This is a genomic window from Acidobacterium sp. S8, assembly GCF_009765985.1.
GTDB lineage: Bacteria > Acidobacteriota > Terriglobia > Terriglobales > Acidobacteriaceae > Alloacidobacterium.
In genome coordinates this window covers 1-18,808 of sequence record NZ_LMUM01000013.1, presented here as the reverse complement: position 1 = coordinate 18,808, position 18,808 = coordinate 1, and the positions used below count along the sequence as shown (strand labels likewise).

General features: G+C 54.4%; 18 protein-coding genes. 9 read left to right on the top strand and 9 right to left on the bottom strand.

Annotation, left to right across the window (positions count from 1 at the left end):
- Positions 1-2 precede the first annotated feature (2 nt).
- The 7 genes from GSQ86_RS03400 (at position 3) to GSQ86_RS03370 (ending at position 7,042) form a co-directional block, all read left to right on the top strand.
- Positions 3-671, top strand: a complete 669-nt coding sequence (locus GSQ86_RS03400; protein WP_158748562.1) for a phosphoribosylanthranilate isomerase — start codon at positions 3-5, stop codon at positions 669-671.
- A 19-nt stretch (positions 672-690) separates the two neighbouring features.
- Positions 691-1,899, top strand: coding sequence for a tryptophan synthase subunit beta (gene trpB, locus GSQ86_RS03395; protein WP_158748561.1), 1,209 nt, complete (start codon positions 691-693; stop codon positions 1,897-1,899).
- 4 nt (positions 1,900-1,903) lie between these two features.
- Positions 1,904-2,683, top strand: a complete 780-nt coding sequence (gene trpA / locus GSQ86_RS03390; protein ID WP_158748560.1) for a tryptophan synthase subunit alpha — start codon at positions 1,904-1,906, stop codon at positions 2,681-2,683.
- Positions 2,684-2,757: 74 nt separating this feature from the next.
- Positions 2,758-3,087: a chorismate mutase gene (pheA, locus tag GSQ86_RS03385; RefSeq protein WP_158748559.1), complete on the top strand. Its 330-nt coding sequence runs from the start codon at positions 2,758-2,760 to the stop codon at positions 3,085-3,087.
- Positions 3,084-4,103: a 3-deoxy-7-phosphoheptulonate synthase gene (gene aroF / locus GSQ86_RS03380; protein ID WP_158748558.1), complete on the top strand. Its 1,020-nt coding sequence runs from the start codon at positions 3,084-3,086 to the stop codon at positions 4,101-4,103. The genes pheA and aroF overlap by 4 nt, the downstream gene beginning before the upstream one ends.
- A gap of 2 nt (positions 4,104-4,105) precedes the next feature.
- Positions 4,106-4,987, top strand: coding sequence for a prephenate dehydrogenase (locus GSQ86_RS03375; RefSeq protein WP_158748557.1), 882 nt, complete (start codon positions 4,106-4,108; stop codon positions 4,985-4,987).
- Between the two features lie 141 nt (positions 4,988-5,128).
- Positions 5,129-7,042: a CocE/NonD family hydrolase gene (locus GSQ86_RS03370; protein ID WP_158748556.1), complete on the top strand. Its 1,914-nt coding sequence runs from the start codon at positions 5,129-5,131 to the stop codon at positions 7,040-7,042.
- Between the two features lie 44 nt (positions 7,043-7,086).
- Here the strand turns inward: GSQ86_RS03370 and GSQ86_RS03365 are convergent, their stop codons facing one another.
- From GSQ86_RS03365 to GSQ86_RS03345, 5 genes are all read right to left on the bottom strand, one after another.
- Positions 7,087-7,593 carry a hypothetical protein gene (locus tag GSQ86_RS03365; protein ID WP_254062104.1) on the bottom strand — a complete coding sequence of 169 codons (507 nt, stop codon included), beginning with the start codon at positions 7,591-7,593 and terminating at the stop codon, positions 7,087-7,089.
- A gap of 22 nt (positions 7,594-7,615) precedes the next feature.
- Positions 7,616-8,242 carry a response regulator transcription factor gene (locus tag GSQ86_RS03360; RefSeq protein WP_158748555.1) on the bottom strand — a complete coding sequence of 209 codons (627 nt, stop codon included), beginning with the start codon at positions 8,240-8,242 and terminating at the stop codon, positions 7,616-7,618.
- Between the two features lie 11 nt (positions 8,243-8,253).
- A complete protein-coding gene (locus GSQ86_RS03355) occupies positions 8,254-11,307 on the bottom strand; it encodes a sensor histidine kinase (protein WP_158748554.1) in 3,054 nt (1,017 codons plus the stop codon).
- A 97-nt stretch (positions 11,308-11,404) separates the two neighbouring features.
- Positions 11,405-12,205, bottom strand: coding sequence for a tetratricopeptide repeat protein (locus tag GSQ86_RS03350; RefSeq protein ID WP_158748553.1), 801 nt, complete (start codon positions 12,203-12,205; stop codon positions 11,405-11,407).
- 350 nt (positions 12,206-12,555) lie between these two features.
- Positions 12,556-12,939 (bottom strand): VOC family protein, encoded by a 384-nt coding sequence (locus GSQ86_RS03345; protein ID WP_158748552.1) that lies wholly within the window; start codon positions 12,937-12,939, stop codon positions 12,556-12,558.
- A gap of 175 nt (positions 12,940-13,114) precedes the next feature.
- On the opposite strand from GSQ86_RS03345, the gene GSQ86_RS03340 reads away from it, so the two are divergent.
- Positions 13,115-13,486, top strand: coding sequence for a nuclear transport factor 2 family protein (locus tag GSQ86_RS03340; RefSeq protein WP_158748551.1), 372 nt, complete (start codon positions 13,115-13,117; stop codon positions 13,484-13,486).
- 91 nt (positions 13,487-13,577) lie between these two features.
- Here GSQ86_RS03340 and GSQ86_RS03335 read toward each other — a convergent pair whose 3' ends face one another.
- Positions 13,578-14,795: a glycine C-acetyltransferase gene (locus GSQ86_RS03335; protein ID WP_158748550.1), complete on the bottom strand. Its 1,218-nt coding sequence runs from the start codon at positions 14,793-14,795 to the stop codon at positions 13,578-13,580.
- 141 nt (positions 14,796-14,936) lie between these two features.
- Here GSQ86_RS03335 and GSQ86_RS03330 point away from each other — a divergent pair, with 141 nt between their 5' ends.
- Positions 14,937-15,755, top strand: a complete 819-nt coding sequence (locus GSQ86_RS03330; protein WP_158748549.1) for a hypothetical protein — start codon at positions 14,937-14,939, stop codon at positions 15,753-15,755.
- A 497-nt stretch (positions 15,756-16,252) separates the two neighbouring features.
- On the opposite strand, the gene GSQ86_RS03325 is transcribed toward GSQ86_RS03330, so the two are convergent.
- From GSQ86_RS03325 to GSQ86_RS22925, 3 genes are all read right to left on the bottom strand, one after another.
- On the bottom strand, positions 16,253-17,284 hold the full coding sequence (locus GSQ86_RS03325) for a hypothetical protein (protein WP_174239936.1): 1,032 nt from the start codon (positions 17,282-17,284) through the stop codon (positions 16,253-16,255).
- A gap of 818 nt (positions 17,285-18,102) precedes the next feature.
- The gene (locus GSQ86_RS03315; RefSeq protein ID WP_158748546.1) at positions 18,103-18,624 is read right to left on the bottom strand and encodes a hypothetical protein; all 522 of its coding nucleotides are present in this window, start codon (positions 18,622-18,624) and stop codon (positions 18,103-18,105) included.
- Positions 18,617-18,808: hypothetical protein (locus tag GSQ86_RS22925; RefSeq protein WP_216840994.1), on the bottom strand; the 192-nt coding region annotated here is incomplete at its 5' end. The genes GSQ86_RS22925 and GSQ86_RS03315, both read right to left, overlap by 8 nt.

Sequence of the window (18,808 nt, the reverse complement as noted above, 5' to 3'; positions counted from 1 at the left end):
CCATGTGGGTCAAAATTTGCGCCAACACCAACCTTGAAGACGCGTTGCTTGCGGTAGATGCCGGAGCGGATGCTGTCGGCTTTGTTTTTGCTGCGAGTCCGCGAAGGGTCAACGTTGCACAGGTGACCAGCATTACGAAACACCTTCCCAATGCTGTCGAGAAAATTGGCGTATTTGTCGATGCGAGTTTTGAAGAAATCGTGCACAGTGTAAAAGAGGGCGGTCTGAGCGGCGTGCAACTGCACGCTGGGAACGACGCGCTGCTTGCAGCAAAATTGCGCGAGCATTTTGGGTCGACGCTTCGAATTCTGCGCGTGATTCACTACGCGCAGAATCTGGAAACCCAACTGCAAACGTTGCCGAAAGACGACGTCGTTGATGGTGTGCTGATTGATTCGCGCACGGCGACCGCCGTTGGCGGCACGGGCATGCGCTTCGATTGGCAGGCAGCGCGCAGCAGCTTTCTCGATGCAGCGTCACAGCTACGACTGATCGCGGCCGGCGGCTTGAGTCCGGATAACGTTGCGGAAGCCATTCGCACGCTGGAGCCCTGGGGCGTGGATGTAGCCAGCGGCGTTGAATCTGTGCCCGGAAAGAAAGACCCTCAACGCGTGCGAGCATTTGTTCAGGCGGCTAGAATCGCATCCTATAAGGTTGAGGGCGTAAGCTGAAAGGACAAGGGTAATCGATATGAGCACGGCGACACATCCAGCGATAAACGCAACCGGCCGATTTGGTGCCTATGGTGGGCGCTACGTGCCTGAGACGCTGATGGCTGCGCTTCAGGAGCTAGAGCTGGCCTACGATCAGGCTCAGGCCGATCCTGCTTTTCATGCGGAGCTGGACTCTCTGCTGCGTGATTATGTCGGCCGTCCCACGCCACTTTACTTTGCCTCGCGCCTGACAGAGCAGCTTGGTGGCGCGAAGATTTATCTCAAGCGTGAAGATCTGCTTCACACCGGTGCGCACAAGATCAACAACTGCATCGGCCAAGGACTGTTGGCCAAGCGCATGGGCAAGAAGCGTATTATTGCCGAAACCGGAGCTGGCCAACATGGCGTAGCAACGGCAACGGTCTGTGCTCTCTTTGGTTTCGAGTGCGTCGTCTACATGGGCGAAGAAGACATGCGGCGGCAGGAGTTGAATGTCTATCGCATGCGGCTGTTAGGTGCCGAGGTGCATGGCGTCAGCTCTGGTTCGCGCACATTGAAAGACGCGATTAACGAGGCGATGCGAGACTGGGTCACGAATGTTCGCACCACGCATTATTTGTTAGGCAGTGTGCTCGGCGCGCATCCTTATCCGATGATGGTGCGCGATTTTCATCGTGTCATCAGTAAAGAGGCAAGGGCGCAAATTCTCGAAAAAGAAGGCCGGCTGCCAGACACTGTAATTGCCTGCGTTGGTGGAGGCTCGAATGCCATTGGTGCTTTTTATGAATTTATCCAAGACAAAGATGTCCGTCTGATTGGGGTTGAAGCGGGTGGCCGCGGGGCGGTGCTTGGTGAGCATGCGGCGCGTTTCCAGGGCGGCTCGCCGGGCGTGCTGCAGGGAACTTTTTCTTATGTACTGCAGGACGACGCCGGGCAAATAGCTTTGACACATTCCGTGTCAGCCGGACTCGACTACGCTTCGATTGGTCCCGAACACGCTATGCTGCATGATTCCGGCCGGGCCACATACACCTCTGCGACCGATGACGAAGCGTTGAAGGCAACTGTAACTCTGGCGCGCACAGAAGGAATTCTGCCTGCACTTGAGAGCGCGCACGCGGTAGCCGAATGCATCAAGCTTGCGCCAACACTTTCACGTCATGACATACTAATAATCAATATCTCAGGGCGCGGTGATAAAGACATGGGCATCCTCTCGCGCGAACTGAATCTTAAGGGCGCTTAGAGTTATGCCGATTCGTTTTCAGAGCAAGCCGGGACTGGTGGCCTATTTCACGGCTGGCGATCCCGATCTGCCGACAACTCGCGAGATTGCGCTGGCAGCTATTGACGCGGGCGCAGATGTGCTCGAACTAGGCGTGCCCTTCAGCGATCCGCTGGCAGATGGCCCCGTGATTCAACGAGCCAGCGAGCGAGCCGTGAAGGGTGGAACGACCCTCTCTGATGTGCTCGCCCTGGCGGCTGACCTGCGCCGCGAGCGGCCGGATGCTGGCCTCGTGATTTTTTCCTACTTCAATCCTGTGTTGCGTTTCGGGCTTGATCGCTTCTGCGCTGCGGCAAAAGAAGCAGGTGTCGATGGCGTGTTGATTACTGACATGATCGTCGAAGAGGCTGATGATTATCTCGTGCATCTGCACCGTTATCAGCTTGCGCCAATTTTCCTTGCTGCGCCAACCAGTCCGGATGATCGCCTCCAGCGCATTGCGCAGGCATCCCAAGGCTTCGTTTACGCCATTTCGCGTACAGGCATCACGGGCACACAGCAAAAGCTTGCATCTGACGCTGAGCAACTAGTTCAACGCCTGCGCAAGTTTACCGATCTTCCCATAGCTGTCGGCTTTGGCGTATCGAACGCTGAACATTTCGCCGCCGTGGGAGAATTCGCGGACGCGGCCGTCATCGGTAGCGCAATCGTATCCTTGATCGAACAGTCAACGCGCGAAGAAGCGCCGAGCTCGATTGCGCGATTTATCAAGGGCCTGCGTCAACCTGTGGCGCTGGCCCGTTAATTCCGTTACAAGATTCCAGGCAAATTCAACTCCGGCGTAGACTTGCATTCACGCGCTCGGTGGAAGGGACATACATGGACATTGCAGACTGGCGTAAGAAAATTGATGCTATCGACCTTCAGATTGTGGCGCTTCTGAGCGAGCGCGCCGTTGCGGCGCAAGCCATTGGCAAGCTGAAAGAGGCCACAAGTCTGCCTGTGTATGAGCCCAACCGTGAGCGCACGATCTTCGAGCGAGTGCGCGCAGCCAATAAGGGACCCCTGCCCGACATTGAGCTGGTGCATATCTATGAACGCATTATCGACGTGATGCGAGCGCTGCAGTCAGATGAGTTAGCCTCACAGAAATCCGCGTCTGCTCAGAAGCAGGACGCAGCAACAGGGGAGACAGGAAAGCAATCATGATCGTTGCCATGCAGGAGCATGCTACAGAAGAGCAGATACAAAACATTACGGAACGACTTTTAGAGCTTGGCTTCAAAGTTCATCGCACTACGGGCGCCATTCAAACTATTCTTGCCGGTGTTGGAACGCCGGCTGCTTTCGATGTAAAAGATTTCGAGGTGCTCTCCGGAGTTGCCGAGGCCTATCGCATCTCGTCTCCCTACAAGCTGGCTGGCCGCGGTTTTCGCCCTGAGGGCACGATCATTCGTTTCCCCAATGGAGTTACTGTAGGCGGAAACGAAGTAGTTGTAATGGCTGGGCCTTGCTCAGTGGAAGGCCGCGAGCAGATCTTCGCCGCCGCAGAAAAAGTAAAGGCAGCAGGCGCTAAATTCCTTCGCGGCGGTGCTTTCAAGCCACGCAGTTCGCCGTATTCCTTTCAGGGCATGGGTCTTGATGGGCTCAAACTGTTGCGCGAAGTCGGCGATGCCACGGGACTACTCATCATCAGCGAAGTGATGGAAATTTCGCAGATAGAGTTGATGCTGCCATATGTCGATGTTTTCCAGGTTGGTGCGCGCAACATGCAGAACTTCAACCTGCTGCGCGAACTTGGGGCCATCCGCAAACCTGTGCTGCTGAAACGCGGTATTGCAGCTACCATTGAAGAGCTGCTGCTCTCGGCTGAGTACATTCTTTCCGGCGGCAATTACGAAGTGATGTTGTGCGAACGCGGCATCCGAACTTTTGAAACGTATACGCGGAACACCATGGATATTTCAGCCATTCCGGTAATCAAGAAGCTCTCGCATCTGCCAATGCTCGGCGATCCTTCGCATGGCGTGGGTTTACGCGACAAGGTTCCGGCGATGGCGCGCGCAGCGGTGGCCGCGGGCGCTGACGGCTTATTGATCGAAGTGCACCCAAACCCGGATAAAGCAGTTTCCGATGGCGCGCAGACACTCTTTCCGGAGCAGTTCGCAAAGTTGATGCAGGAGCTGCGCATGATAGCCTCGGCTGTTGAGAGGACTATCGGGTAAATATGCCAATCGAACGCATCGCCATTCTCGGTACAGGGCTGATTGGCAGCTCGGTGGGAATGGCGCTGTGCGAGAAGGGCTTTGAAGGAACGATTGTCGGATGGGATCGAGATCCGGCGCAGGCGGCGATTGCTTTGAGCCGTGGTGCCGTCCACGTCATTGCTGAAGAGCCGCTGACCGCCGCTGTCGAGTGCGATCTGGTGATACTCAGTGGCCCGGTCTTCAGCATCCTGGAATGGTTGGCTCAGCTCGCCCCGATTCTCAAAGCGAACCAGCTTGTCACTGACGTAGGCAGCGTGAAGGCTGTTCTATGCCGCCAAGCTGCTGGGTGTTACAACGAGCCGGATAAGCCCGGCTTCCTCCCCGGGCATCCAATGGCGGGCAAGGAAGTAAGCGGTGCGGCTCATGCCGATGCGAATTTGTTTCGTGATGCGGTATGGCTGTTCACCGAGTGTCCTGACAGCAGTAACATGTCGCCCGTGGCACGCGAGAATGTATCCGAGTGGCGAAAGTGGGTACAGAGATTCGGGTGTAGGGCACTCGACCTTGAACCCGCACGGCATGATGAGCTTTGTGCCTGGGTGAGCCATCTTCCGCAGTTTGTTTCAACCGCTCTGAGCGCGCTGCTCGAAGACAAATTTCCAGATGACGAAGATTTACGCGCCATAGGCGGCCGCGCCTTGCGGGAGATGACAAGGCTGGGAGCGAGTCCGTATTCCATGTGGCGTGACATTGCGCATACCAACTCAGAAGCAGTAGCAGCTACGCTGCTCGCGCTTGAGCAACGATTGACGCATCTGCGTGAACATCTCAAGACCCCGGAACTCCGAAACGAGTTTGAACTGGCGAACCGCTTCCGTCTTGGAACGGCACAGAAACCCTGAAATCTGTGCAAATAGTAAGGCGTTGGCGTTCTGGAAAGGTCACCCCCGGGCAGAGGGCCGAATAAGCGTATCGATATAAAGAAAGCTATTTAAGCGGTGATCAAGTAGACTGTTTTTCTCCACTCTTTCAATCGAGGTTTTATGAGGAAAGGCAGTCTACTCGGAATACTGTTGTGCGCCTGTACTGGCGCATTCGCGACTGGTTCTTTTGCGCAGGAAAAGCCCGCACCTGAAGAAGATTACGTCAAGGCGCATTACACAAAGTACGAATATCGCATTCCCATGCGCGACGGTGTTCACCTCTTCACATCGGTGTATGTTCCCAAAGACACTTCGCAGCAGTATCCGTTCATGGTTGACCGGACGCCCTACAGTGTCGCTCCTTACGGTGAAGACCAGTATAAGAAAGCCCTCGGCCCCTCTGACGAATTTGAGAAGTCGGGGTACATCTTCGTCTATCAGGATGTGCGCGGACGGTATCTTTCCGAGGGTAAGTTCGTCGAGATGCACCCCCACATTGACGATAAAAAATCGCCGCAAGATGTAGACGACAGCTCTGACATGTACGACACGATGGAATTCCTGCTGAAGCATGTGGCCAACAACAACGGCAAAGCAGGAATATGGGGCATATCCTATCCAGGCTTCTACACTTCGGCCAGCATTATCGATTCGCATCCGTCCATCAAGGCCGCGTCACCGCAAGCGCCGATGACAGATCTCTTTATGGGTGACGACGCCTACCATGGCGGGGCGTTTATGCTGGATGCGAATTTCGGCTTCTACACCTTTTTCAAGCCATTTGATGAGCCATCGCTGCCGAAGCATGAAGTGCCCTTCGATATGGGCACACCGAATGTGTACGATTTTTATCTGCATGCCGGGCCTACCTCGAACCTCGACAAGCTATATCTGAAGGGTTCCAATCCGCTTTATAACGATCAGATGTATCACACCACTTACGACGATTACTGGAAGGCACGCGATCTCTCCCAGCACATGAAAAATGTGAAATGTGCGGTGCTGGTTGTCGGTGGATGGTTCGACGCGGAGGATCTATCCGGACCCTACAAGACCTTCTACGCAATTAATAAATTCAATCCCGGAACTACGACGACCCTGGTCGAAGGTCCGTGGGTGCATGGCGGCTGGGCCCGCGGCAGTGGGGATCATCTTGGCGATGCGCAGTTCAACGCGAAGACCGGCGAATTTTTTCGCAGAAGCATTCAGTTCCCGTTCTTCGAGTATTACCTGAAAGGCAAGGGCTCGCCGATGCCAAAGGCCTATGTCTTCGAAACTGGTACGAACGCATGGCGCACCTATGACACATGGCCTCCCGCGCCCGCAAAAGCGAAGACGCTCTATCTTCACGCTGGTGGGAAGCTCTCATTCGATCCTCCTTCTGAAAAAGAAGGCTCGGATGAATACGTCAGCGATCCCGCGCATCCCGTGCCTTTTGTCGGATACACAACAGACACCGTTCCTCAGCGGTATATGGTCGATGATCAGCGGTTCGCATCCACCCGCACGGACGTTCTCACTTATCAAACAGATCCACTGACGGAAGATGTAACCATTGCCGGCCCGATCTCGCCCAAGCTAAAAGTAGCAACCACAGGCACGGATTCAGATTTCGTTGTGAAACTGATTGACGTTTATCCCGCTGACTATCCCGATCCTGAAGAGGATAATCATGCAGGAAAGCGCGTTCTGGATGCGCCCCCGCTTCATATGGGCGGCTATCAGCAATTGCTTCGCGGCGAGCCGATGCGAGGCAAATTCCGCAATAGCTGGGAGAAGCCAGAAGCCTTTACGCCGGGAAAGATGGCGGAAGTGGACTTCACCATGCCTGATCTCAATCACACCTTCCGCAAAGGACACCGCATCATGGTGCAGGTGCAGAGCTCGTGGTTTCCGCTTACAGATCGCAACCCGCAGACTTTCACCGACATTCCCAACGCAAAACCGGAAGACTTCAAGAAGGCCACTGAGATGGTCTTTCACAACCACGATGCCGCATCTGGAGTGGAAGTGCTGGTCCTCCCTCAGCCATAGCGAGAAGATCGAGGCCGGATGCTTATATATCCGGCCTCGATCTCTTAGTTCTCTAACTGATAAGAAAACGTAAAACGTCCAATTTGTATGACGGATTTGTCCCCCGGGGGCCATATCCGGAATGACTCTACTCGCGTAACGCTTTCGTTCTTCACTGCCTCAACACTTCCCAGAAATTTCCCGCTCATAGCTTCGTAGAAATTCACCGTTAACGAGTCTTCGTTGTGCTTCCAGCCAATCAGATATTCGCCTGCATTCAGCCGCATGGTACCGATCTTTAAGGGGACCTGTGCGATGAAGAAGTGGGAATACTTGCCTTCTGCCGAGTAGCCTGCGGTAATCAGGACCACTCCCGCCACGAATTTTCCTTTGCTGTTGGTAATCCCGGATGCGGTACGCAACTCTGTTTCAATGCGCTCCTGTATTACGGGGGCGCGTGCCGGAATGAGCGATTTCAATTCCGCGTCCGTTGCGGACCGCCAGGCTCCGGATTTGGCTTCCTGCGCAACCAATGGGCAGAGGACAGCAAGCGATACACAAAAAGCAAGCAACAGATTTTTTCGAGCTGAGATTTTAGTCAAGGTGAACGATCCCCCGTTGTAGCGCCGTGGTTGCAGCCTGCGTTCGGTCGCTCACGCCCAACTTGCTAAGAATGCTGTTGATATGAGTCTTGACTGTCGCTTCTGAGATGAAGAGATCGCTGGCAATCTCTTTGTTGCTGCGTCCGCCAACAATGCGTTTCAATACGTCCAGCTCACGGCTCGTGAGTGAAGGTCCACCCATGCGCTCAGCGAGACGCTCCGCCACGACAGCAGGAATGCGTGATTTGCCGGAATGAACTGTGCGAATGGCTTGTGTCAGCTCATCGGCGGTCATGCCCTTCAACAGATAGCCTTTGGCGCCCGCCTGCAACGCGCGATAAATATCTTCATCTCCGTCGAAAGTTGTCAGCACAATGATGCGGGCCGTCGGAAACTCTGTGCGGATTTGTGCGATGGCTTCCACGCCATTCTTATGCGGTAGACGCAGATCCATGAGTGTAATGTCAGGACGGTACCTACGATGCAACTCGATCGCTTGCATGCCATCGGCAGCTTCAGCAACTACCTTCATGTCCGGCATGGTTGCGATAAGAGCCACTAAGCCCTGTCGCACGATGTGGTGATCGTCGACCACCATAATTTGGATCGATTCAGACATGTTCTTCCTTCTTACAACGGTACTTCGACTTGGATTGCAGTTCCTTCATCTTGCTTGCTAGTCACGGTAAAGCGCGCTCCGATTTGCTCTGCACGCTCCCGCATTCCGGTGATTCCAAAGTGTCCATTCTTCCGATATTCTTCGGGGCTGCCTTCAAAGCCGCGACCATCATCCTGAATCGTCATGCGTAGCCGATTCTCTTGAAACAGCAACGTCACGTCGGCATGACGAGCCTCCGCATGCCGGACAATATTTGTCATGGCCTCCTGCCCTATGCGTAGAAGTTCAGCTTCCATGTTCGGATTAAGCGGCCTGAAGGTTCCGCTCACTTGCACGCGAGCCTGAACATCGGTATTGGCTGTAATGCGCGCAACCGCGTCTGTCAGTCTGGCTGGCAGATCATTCTGCGCCGCAGGCTGCGAGCGCAAATTCCAGATCGAGCTGCGCGCTTCTGCCAGCGATTCCTGAGTTAATTTTCGTGCCTGTTCGAGGTGGATGCGTGCAGCATCTGTTGACGTATTCAGCAGACGGGACACAACCTCAATCTGTACGGATACAGCTACAAAGCCCTGTGCCAACGTGTCGTGAATTTCGCGCGCAATCCGATTGCGTTCTGCAAGCACGGCGCTGAACCGTGATTCCACGCTACGCACTCTCCATCGGTACGCTTCATATGTCAACACGGCCAGACAGAGCAGCACGGCAATATAGAACCAATAAGTTTGATAGAACCGCGGCTTCAGCTGAAAACTAAATGCAGCAGCCTGCTCGCTCCATACCCCATCGTTGTTGCACGCCATCACGCGAAAGGTGTGCCGCCCCGGCGGAATATTTGTGTAATAAGCTATCCGACGCGTGCCGGCATCCACCCATTCGCGGTCCAGTCCTTCCAGCTTGTAGCGGAAGCGAACCTTTTGCGGAACTACAAAACTTAATCCCGCATACTGGAATGCAAATCGAGTGTGACCGGGTCCGAACTTCGCATCGCGTTGCAGCGGTATTGCAGTCTCATCCACAGACACCTGTTCCATCGCGACCAGAGGAGCTACACGATTCACCGGCATGTGCGCCGGGTCGACGGTGGAAACACCGCGCAATGTCGCAAACCACAGAGAGCCATCTTTTGCCCTCCACGCCGCTGGATGACCACCGCTACTGCATTCACTGATGCGCATACCATCTGCGGTGCCGAACACATCAGGCGAGATCGTGTCGATATTTCCTGTCGCCAGCATAAGTAATTTATTCTTGCTCGCTCGGAAAATGCCTTTCTTGGATCCGAGCCAGAGGTTTCCTTGTCCATCGTCGAGAATCCCGTAGATATCTTCCGGCAGGCCGGTTTTATCTGGAGGCAAGCTGACGAATTTCCCGTTATGCCGCACGCTGAGGCCGCCGCCGCTCGTCCCAATCCAGAGATTTCCATCCGCATCCTGATGAAGAGCGGTAATAATGTCACTTGAAAGCCCCTGCTGTGTAGAAAAGTTTTGGAACTTCCCGTGTGTGAAGTGAGATAACCCACCGAGTGTACCGATCCACATACTTCCGTCTTTGTCCTGAAGGATCGCGCCCACCAGATCATTGCCTAATCCATCTGTTGCCGCATAGGAGGTAAATGCCCCGTCTTTATAGCGAGACAAACCACGACGTGTTCCTATCCAAACGGCTCCGCTGCGATCGGTATAGAGCGACCGTACAAAATCATCAGCAAGCCCATCCGCCGAGGTAAACACAGTCGTCTGGTTACCTTTTACGCGATTCAATCCATCAGGTGTACCGATCCAGAGATTTCCGTCCGGATCATCGGTCAGCGCAAGCACCACGTTGCTCGATAGATGACCAGAGGGTGCAAGACTGGAAAACCGGCTCGACATCCATTGATTGACCCCACCGCCATTCGTGCCGATCAGCATCGCGCCATTGCGCTCCTGAAATACTGACCGTACGAGTTCATCTGTCAGTCCGTCGTCGGTTGTGTAGGTGGTAAATTTGCGGTCGCGCAGAATGGAAAGGCCGCCCGATTCTGTTCCCAGCCAGAGGCTTCCTTCGCGATCTTCAAAGAAAGACAACACTTGATCGGTGGAGAGTCCTTCTTTCGAAGCCAGTGCAGAGACACGTCCGTCCGCAACGCGCGCAATTCCGTGATTTGTAGCAGTCCAGATAGCATGTTCACGATCTTCAAATAGCTTGAGAACGCGATTGCCAGGCAGGCCATCGCGCTGCGTAAAGAAATGCGCGTTATTACCGTCAAATACAGCGACTCCGTTTGCTGTGCCAATCCAGAGGCGCCCATCGGTCGCACTCAAAAGTGCGGTGACATCCGTTCTCAGCGTTTCTAACGAAGGAACATAGATCGGCTTCCCATTTTGCGAAACACGTTTCAAACCGCCAGAAAGCCCAATCCAGAACGTCCCGTGCGAATCAGCGGCCAGCGTCTCGATCTGATCAGTGAAAGTAGACACGGTCTGTGCAGACAGTTTTTGCACATCCACTCTCATGAGGCTATTGCCTGAGTTCACCCACAGCGAGCCATCTGGTGTTTCTGCAACCGCGCTGTCATCTGACAACCCCTGCGGCACGGCGACTGGCTGAAAACGCCCTTCAGCGTATTTCGCAAGCCCCGCAGCCGTCAAAGCCCACAAGCTTCCGTCGCGACTCAAATGGAGTGACAGGACAGAGACAGCGGGTAATCCGTCATGCGCGGTGAAAGTATGAAACTCACCCCGTTCGAGACGCGTAAGACCACCGGAAGTGCCAATCCACAGTGTGCCGTTTCGATCTTCCAGCAAGCTGCTGATCAGATCGCTGCCGAGCAGGGGCGAGCTTTTCTTGTCGAAAACGGTAAACTGCACACCATCGAAGCGGACCAGTCCAGCTTCGGTCCCAAGCCAGATATAGCCGTCTCGTGTCTGCAGCACTGTATGTACTGTGTTCTGCGGGAGCCCGTCATCGGCTTGCCATGATTGGAAGCCGTAATGCTGCAACGGATAATGCGGGTCCAGCGCAACTGCGTGGAGTGTGGCCAGCAGAAGAAGAGCTGCGCACCAGAAATGGCGATGAATGGGCATCCTTGGGGACTACCACGAATACTACACATCCATCGCACGAGTGCATACTCCACCAAAAGGTGGAGATTTCGGCACTTTAAGCTCTATACGGGCCTCGTTATTCACGCTTGTCTGACATCATGCGCTGAAACTCCGGCACATCGCGCAAGATGGCGAACTCTTTCTCTTCCTGTATCTTCTTGCGGTCGGCATACCCTTCATCAATAGCCTTGCGCAGATAAATCAGAGCCTCGTTTTTGCGGCCTGCCTCTGCATAGGTTTTTGCCAGAAGATAGTTGAGGGTTGCCATTTCATGCGTCGGCCCCATCTCAGAGATACGGCTGGCAGGATCAGCTTCGAAGACATTCGGGTCGAGAGACAGTGCCGTGCGATAAGACTCTGCGCCTTTCTTATACTTATGCTCGGCGAGGTAAGCCGTGCCTAAGTTGCTGTAGAACATCGCTGATTTGGTATTGAGCTTGATTGCTTTCTTATAGGCCTTCTCTGCATCGTGATAGAGTTTTTGCCCATAGTAGACGGCGCCGAGGTTATTCCATGCTTCGGGATAGCTGGGATTCAGCTTGAGGGCCTTCTCATAATCTTTCTCGGCTTCGCGCAGGTTAAACATATGGTGATTTGCTATTCCCATCTTGTTCCACAGCACGGCTGAATCTGGCGGACATTGGCGATAAGCGTCCAACGCAGCGACGTAGCGCTGGTGCGCCATCATGATGTCTCCCTGCATCTCCGGTCCGACAGAAAAGTGCGGTTGGTCCTCCATGCCTCGCACTGGAGACTGTTGAGCATAGCTTCCAATAGCAGCTAGGAATGAATTCGGTGTTTGCGCCAGTGCTCCCAGAGTGAACGCGCCGGTGAGAGTAACGAGCGCCGGAAGGGAAAACAAGCGGCGTCGATTCATAACGGCCTCCTCCTGGAACTAAGTCCAGATGGATGGGACGGACCATCAGGCATTGGGGCCGGGCGCCTGGGAGTTTCGTGACTCGCAGCCAGTTCATCCGTCAGCATTGGCATGCCACACAGGGCGGTGTCCAGACCGGACGGCCTTTGGCCCAACATTATAGGCTTATCGAGAAAGGAAAGGCTTCAGTGCAACTTGATCGTCAAAATAATTGAGCCAAACCGCTGGAATTCGGGCATAAGGCGGTTCAATGGGGCGGCGAATCGAGACAGTCATTCGCTTAACTGCAACGATATTCCGCGCCAATCCGGGAATTTCAGGCAGATTCCGTTTCACTATACCAATAGCGGTTAGATGTAATTCGAAATCTCGATCAGGTTGTGGTCTGGATCTCGTATGTATATCGAAGATAGCTTGCCAATTGCTCCCGTGCGCTCGACCGGACCTTCTTCAACGTGTACCTTCAGTGCGTCCAGATATTCCATAACCTCTTCGAGTGGCGTGAGCGTGACGAAGCATAGGTCGGCCGAGCCGGGCGTCGGGCGGGCTGCTTTCGGGTCGAATTCGTGTCCACGCTGATGAAGATTGATTTTCTGGTCGCCAAATTTGAGGGCGGTGCGACCGTTGAAAGTTGCTATATCCATGCCGAGGACTTCTGTATAGAAGTCAGTGGTGGCATGAATATTGGCAACGGTCAGGACGATGTGGTCCAGCTGCTCTACGGAAAAAGCCATGCTGCATTATGAACTGCGACAGGCACGATAAGGAATGCAAACATCATCGTTGATCCAGATAGCGGCTAAAGCTCTCCAGCGCGCAGCGCGTCGCGTCGATCCGCACCTCTGAATTTCACATGCGTGTGCTAGACTTCAGCGGTTCGCCGGATACTTCCGGATGCAAAGAGGAAATATGTCGATTGCCGATATTGCCAATGACCTGGTCAAGCTGTGCCGCGAAGGCAAAAACCTGGAAGCCGTTGATAAGTATTACGCCGACGATATCGTCAGTGTCGAGTCAGCCAGCGGCCCGGAGATGCCTGCCGAAACGAAAGGCATCGAAGCGATTCGCGGCAAGAACAAGTGGTGGATGGATAATCACGAGGTCCACAGCGGAGACGCCAACGGGCCGTTCATCGGTGAAGACCAGTTTGCCGTCGAATTCAAATATGACGTTACCCACAAGCCTTCCGGCAAACGTTTCAAATTGGCTGAAATGGGACTGTATACCGTTAAGGACGGCAAAATTGTGCACGAGCACTTCTACTACAATCCAGGGGCTTAATCGGCCTCACATTGTGTGCGCGGATTTGCTTAAAAAGAGATAGCTGCAAATCCGCGCGATTCAGCAGAGCAAAAATTCATTTCTGATTGCGCTATCCCAGAATCCCCAATTTCTTCGCTACTGTTTCCAGTGTCTGCAGCGCCTGATCTAACTGCTCCTTCGTGTGTTCGCTCGTCATGATGGTGCGGATGCGTGCTTTGCCCTCGGCAACGGTGGGGAAGGCGATGCCGGTGGCCATCACGCCTGCGTCGAAGAGCGCCTTCGAGAACTCCATGGTCTTCTTGCCGTCACCGATGATGATGGGGGTGATGGGGGTTTCGCTCGCGGGCGTTGTTACGCCGCCGATGTCGAAGCCAACACGGCCCAGCTCAGACTTGAAGTAGCGGGTGTTGTCCCATAGGCGCTCGATACGCTCCGGCTCATTCTCCAGCAGGTCGAAGGCTGCAATGCAGGTGGCCGTGACAGATGGCGGATGGGATGTCGAGAAGAGGAATGGGCGGGCGCGGTGGTAGAGGTAGTCGATGAGGTCGCGGCTTCCGCAGACGTAGCCGCCGAGGGCACCGATGGCCTTTGAGAGCGTGCCAACCTGAATGTCGACGCGGCCGTGGCAGTTGAAGTGGTCGATGGAGCCTCGTCCGTTGCGTCCGAGTACGCCGGAGGCGTGGGCGTCGTCGACCATCATGATGGCGCCGTATTTGTCGGCGAGGTCGCTGAGCTTGTCGACCGGGCCGATGTCGCCATCCATGGAGAAGACGCCATCGGTGATGATGAGCTTGTGTCCGGGCTCATTTGCGATCTCCTTCAATATCTCCTCGGCGTGGGCTACATCCTTGTGGCGGAAGACCTTGATCTTCGCGCGGGAAAGACGCGCGCCGTCGATGATGCTGGCGTGGTTCAGCTCGTCGGAGATGATGAAGTCTTCCTTGCCGAGGATCGACGAGACGGTTCCGGCGTTGGCGGTGAATCCGCTCTGGAAGACGACGCAAGCTTCGACATTCTTGAAGGCGGCGATCTTCTCTTCCAGCTCCATATGGATCTTCATGGTTCCGGCGATGGTGCGCACCGCGCCGGAGCCGACTCCGTACGTTTTCGTCGCTTCGATGGCGGCTTCGCGCAGCTTGGGGTGATCGCAGAGGCCGAGGTAGTTATTGGAGGCGAGGTTGATGACTTTCTTGCCGTCGTAGGTGCAGACGGGGGCCTGCGCATCGTCGAGCACGCGGAGCCTGAAGTAGGTGCCGCGCTGTTTCAGGTCGTCGAGTTGAGCGGTTAAGTGCCTGAGCTGCGGACGCTGGGAGAGCGTTGTCGACATAAAAACTTGCCTCACTGAATGAAAATACGTAACTAAACATCGTATCGTGGAGAGGCGCGGAGGAGGCAAGCCGGACCGCCTGATTGTCCGGGCATTGCATCTGAATGAGGGCATTCGAGCAGCGTAAGGAGAACGATAAAGATGAAAAATCATGCGCAGATCGCACTTTTGCTGGCAGTTTCGTTGATTGCGGGATGCCACAAAAATCCTTCGGACGCGGAGAAACCGCCCGCATCGACTTCGGCTTCGACCCAGCCTGCCTCGCCTGACCAGGCGCAAAGCGCGGCGGCAGCCCCGGCGAATCCGTCGACGGCACCGAGCCAGCCCGCACCTGCCGGCACGCCGGCCCCGTCTTCAGCGGCTTCCTCACCCACGTCCGGAGCGGTCACGCCCACACCGGACCAGCCGGTTTCGCCGCAACAGGCGACGAATGCTACCGCGCCCGCTCCGGCGCTGCCTGAGGTTCCGGCGGGAACCGTCCTCAGTATCCGCATGAGCCAGACGATCAACGTGAAGCATGCGCAGGCTGGGCAGCCTTTCACAGGTACGATTGTCAATCCGGTCCAGGTAGATGGAAGTACAGTCATTCCTTCCGGCGCGACGGCTGAGGGCATGGTGGTGAGCGCGCACAAACGCGGCCACTTCAAAGGCAAGTCCTACATCCAGCTGACACTCACCAGCCTTAACCTGAATGGGCAGCATTACCGCATCGATACCGGCAGCCTGACGCGCACGAAAAAAGGCAAAGGCAAGCGCTCCGCAGCCTTTATCGGCGGCGGCGCCGGGTTGGGCATGCTGATCGGCGGTGTTGCCACGGGCGGAGTGGGTTTGCTGGTGGGCGGACTGGCTGGCGCGGGCGCCGGGACCGGAATCGCTGCTTTTACCGGCAACAAGGACATCACCATTCCGGCGGAATCGGTGGTGAACTTCAAGCTGGCTGCTCCCATCCAGTTGCGGTGAGGGGATTACCGGGGCCTACCCCCCTCCCCCTCCTCCCTATGTAGCTTCTAGTTTCTTTATTTTTCAACCACTTAGCGGGGGATCATCCCCCGCTAAGTGGTTGAAACGAAGCGGTTTAGGCTGTTTATAGTGTTTTCAATCACTTACGAGGGGGTCTCATTTGGCTCGGGCTTCACTCTTAATTGTTTGGCTCCTACTTCCATTTTAGCTTTTTGAGGCATAATACTCTGACATTCATTGTTGTCACGATTGTTTAATGAAATCAGCTATTTCCAGAGTCTCAATTCAGTTTGCTACTTGACAAGATTGAAACGGGGTGGCTTGCGCGTGGGGAGAATCGCAGGTGGCTTCCGCTATGCAACTTCACAGCACTAATTGGCAGTCTTGACCCATTGGGAGGATTGCGGTTGTCTAAAAAGTCCGATCCGCGAGAACCTTGTTTGACTCGAGTTTATACGTCGGGACGTTTGATAGAATCGTGCGTCTGGTCTGAGGCGCTACTCGTTCCGATATCCCGCCTCCATATCTTCGCCATAGCGACGAACCACATCCTCAACGTCAATGTAGTCCTCCGGTTCAATACCAAAGTACTCTATGGGATCTTCCTCCTCCGCGATGGTGTAGATTCCGCCTAGCTCAGCCTCCTTCAATTCTTGGTAGCTGACGAGAGAAAGCCCGCAATAGGCGCACCGGAGCCTATTCGGAAGAACGCGGACTTCACGGCGGATAACATTATCATCCTCGTCGATCTTAACTGGGCTTCGACTTACAGTCTCTCCACCCAAAACTGCGACTTTTTGACACGCCGGACACGAACATTCGCGACGTAGCTTTGTCCCCTGCATCCAGGAAGTTATTGCTGCGTATGCCATAGTGTCTCGATCAAGTTTTTCTTCAGGACTGAGCTCTTCGTAAGCCTTCTTCGCGGCGGACAGTTTGTCGTGGACTTCCTTTTTGATTGTGTCGCGCCGATCCTTGATAACTTCGAGCGCAACTTGACCATGATCTCCAAGAAAGTCTCTGAAATCCCTATCAAGATGAGCGAGTAGAACCTGAATGACTTCATAAGTTGCCGGAAGCCATTTGGCATTGTCAATGCCTTCAAATGCCGCTGCACCTGTATGAAGCTCGGAGTTTCGCCGGTCTGCAACAATCAGACAGTGACCGGACATTTTGTCAGTGAAGTCCTTGACGAATACGCTACATCTCGCAAAAATTGCCTTTGCCGCAATCGACTTCGGTATCCCCTTTGGTTCGATTCCGAAGGCATACTGAAGATTGTCGGGCTCCTTAGGATCGGCAAGCAATACGGGATGGATCTGGGATAGGGCAGAACGCGCCAGAAGCTCAAGAGACAAGCTCATCCAGAAAGCAAACAACGCAGAGTTGACTGGTTCGTTATGCGCCCGCTGCGCGAATAACTTCGCCTTGTTGTAGAGGGAATCAGATGCCCAATCCATTTTGCGCTCCAAGATACCACCGGCGCAGCCGACGTGATGGAGCGGATTCTCCCCCACTCCCTCGGGCATGCATGCAGCGCCAGTTGTCGATTACCACAAACGCTCCTAATGTCCATTCGAAAGATACGCGTCGGGTATAGCTGGCGAGAAGTCTGGAAACCTCACCTAGCCCTGCTTCGTCTCCGTAAGCTACTGACATGCAGCACGGATCGAAGCGAATTCTTGCTATCCCTAGTACCGTATCCAACACGGGAGAGTAAAATCTCGACCGCCCTCCCCCTAGGAACACCCATTTAGGATCAGTCAGAAGGCGCGGCCTCCTCAAGCAATTTTGCCTGGTTTGTCACCCACACTTCCGTTCTGCAAGAGACCTCTCCGGGGTTAAGACACTCGAAAACTATATAACGTGGAGGGCTCGCGAAGTAGGCCGCATCTGTATGCATGGGTTGGGCACCCGCACCCGTAAAGGCTGAGAGTGAACCTGGTCGAGCTGCGGCTCGGGAAATGGGAATGAGCTCTTGGAATCCACGTTCGAATGGATTCCCCATCCATCTGCGATCTAACCGAATAAAAAACTCACCCAATGCGGAGGCACCCGGATTCGGGAATGCCGTTAGCCCGCGTTCGTCAAGTTCTCGGTAAGCCGGCTCTTGTTTGAAGTTCGGCATCGAGCTGGCGTCACCAATCGTGCTCAGTGAATGCATCCGAGATATGTGAATTCGTAGATCGGGGATTGCGGCATCAATAAATCCTAAAGGGGAGTATGCCGCGTAGTCCTCATAAACGCACTTCTCATCATCTGATGACCACTTCCTATATGCCGACTTCCCGATAGCTCGTTTCGTGCTTGAGCGAATTGTTACCACCAATGTGTGCCAAAAGCACCATTACGGTATCCGTTGCCCTAAAAACGCAATGGGATTGAATGCTTCCGTCTGTACTCCAGCCACCGATGGTTTCCACCAAGAGCATTCCCATTGTTTGTAGTTCCAACGCATGAACACGAAGGTCTCGACCGGATCGAGTTGCGCGTAGTCCTCCAGATACTCGCGGATATCGTCTTTCCACGTGTCGGGTCCCTCGAAAACGAACAGCTTCACATCTGACTTGACGCCACGCAGCTTGTCAAAAGCCCACTTCAACTCGTTGGCATTAGATCTGAACGTTTGCCACTGAGACTCGCAGGCGAGTCGACATCCGTAGCCATCCTCGAAGAGCATGAAGTCACAGTGATACTCGCCGAGATAACATTTGACGGACGAGAAGATCTTCCATCCCTTCTCTTGCTTGAAGTCTGTAAGGCTCTGATATACCGCTTCGGTCCACGCACCATTCGTGTAAACCCTGGCGATCTTTGGCACTTCAACTGCCAAGCGTTCCACCAGCGCAAGAGCGTCATCTTTATCCATCTTGCGTTATCCAGCCTTTCGGATTGCCCGTATGATCACAATCGCGATACCTCAGCGATTGTCTCGCATACACAGAAATGATTTCAAGATCGCGGCAGCCGCAACCTGAAACATATTGGCTCTCAGGTCCTGATAAATGTGGATGAGCAGGTCTTCCGGAACGGAGAGAGACTATTCCCATGAA

Excerpts from the sequence above, each read along its gene's own strand:
- GSQ86_RS03400 (WP_158748562.1), top strand. The coding sequence starts at position 3 with ATGTGGGTCAAAATTTGCGCCAACACCAACCTTGAAGACGCGTTGCTT.
- trpB (WP_158748561.1), top strand. The coding sequence starts at position 691 with ATGAGCACGGCGACACATCCAGCGATAAACGCAACCGGCCGATTTGGT.
- trpA (WP_158748560.1), top strand. The coding sequence starts at position 1,904 with ATGCCGATTCGTTTTCAGAGCAAGCCGGGACTGGTGGCCTATTTCACG.
- pheA (WP_158748559.1), top strand. The coding sequence starts at position 2,758 with ATGGACATTGCAGACTGGCGTAAGAAAATTGATGCTATCGACCTTCAG.
- aroF (WP_158748558.1), top strand. The coding sequence starts at position 3,084 with ATGATCGTTGCCATGCAGGAGCATGCTACAGAAGAGCAGATACAAAAC.
- GSQ86_RS03375 (WP_158748557.1), top strand. The coding sequence starts at position 4,106 with ATGCCAATCGAACGCATCGCCATTCTCGGTACAGGGCTGATTGGCAGC.
- GSQ86_RS03370 (WP_158748556.1), top strand. The coding sequence starts at position 5,129 with ATGAGGAAAGGCAGTCTACTCGGAATACTGTTGTGCGCCTGTACTGGC.
- GSQ86_RS03360 (WP_158748555.1), bottom strand. The coding sequence starts at position 8,242 with ATGTCTGAATCGATCCAAATTATGGTGGTCGACGATCACCACATCGTG.
- GSQ86_RS03355 (WP_158748554.1), bottom strand. The coding sequence starts at position 11,307 with ATGCCCATTCATCGCCATTTCTGGTGCGCAGCTCTTCTTCTGCTGGCC.
- GSQ86_RS03350 (WP_158748553.1), bottom strand. The coding sequence starts at position 12,205 with ATGAATCGACGCCGCTTGTTTTCCCTTCCGGCGCTCGTTACTCTCACC.
- GSQ86_RS03345 (WP_158748552.1), bottom strand. The coding sequence starts at position 12,939 with ATGGCTTTTTCCGTAGAGCAGCTGGACCACATCGTCCTGACCGTTGCC.
- GSQ86_RS03340 (WP_158748551.1), top strand. The coding sequence starts at position 13,115 with ATGTCGATTGCCGATATTGCCAATGACCTGGTCAAGCTGTGCCGCGAA.
- GSQ86_RS03335 (WP_158748550.1), bottom strand. The coding sequence starts at position 14,795 with ATGTCGACAACGCTCTCCCAGCGTCCGCAGCTCAGGCACTTAACCGCT.
- GSQ86_RS03330 (WP_158748549.1), top strand. The coding sequence starts at position 14,937 with ATGAAAAATCATGCGCAGATCGCACTTTTGCTGGCAGTTTCGTTGATT.
- GSQ86_RS03325 (WP_174239936.1), bottom strand. The coding sequence starts at position 17,284 with ATGCCCGAGGGAGTGGGGGAGAATCCGCTCCATCACGTCGGCTGCGCC.
- GSQ86_RS03315 (WP_158748546.1), bottom strand. The coding sequence starts at position 18,624 with ATGGATAAAGATGACGCTCTTGCGCTGGTGGAACGCTTGGCAGTTGAA.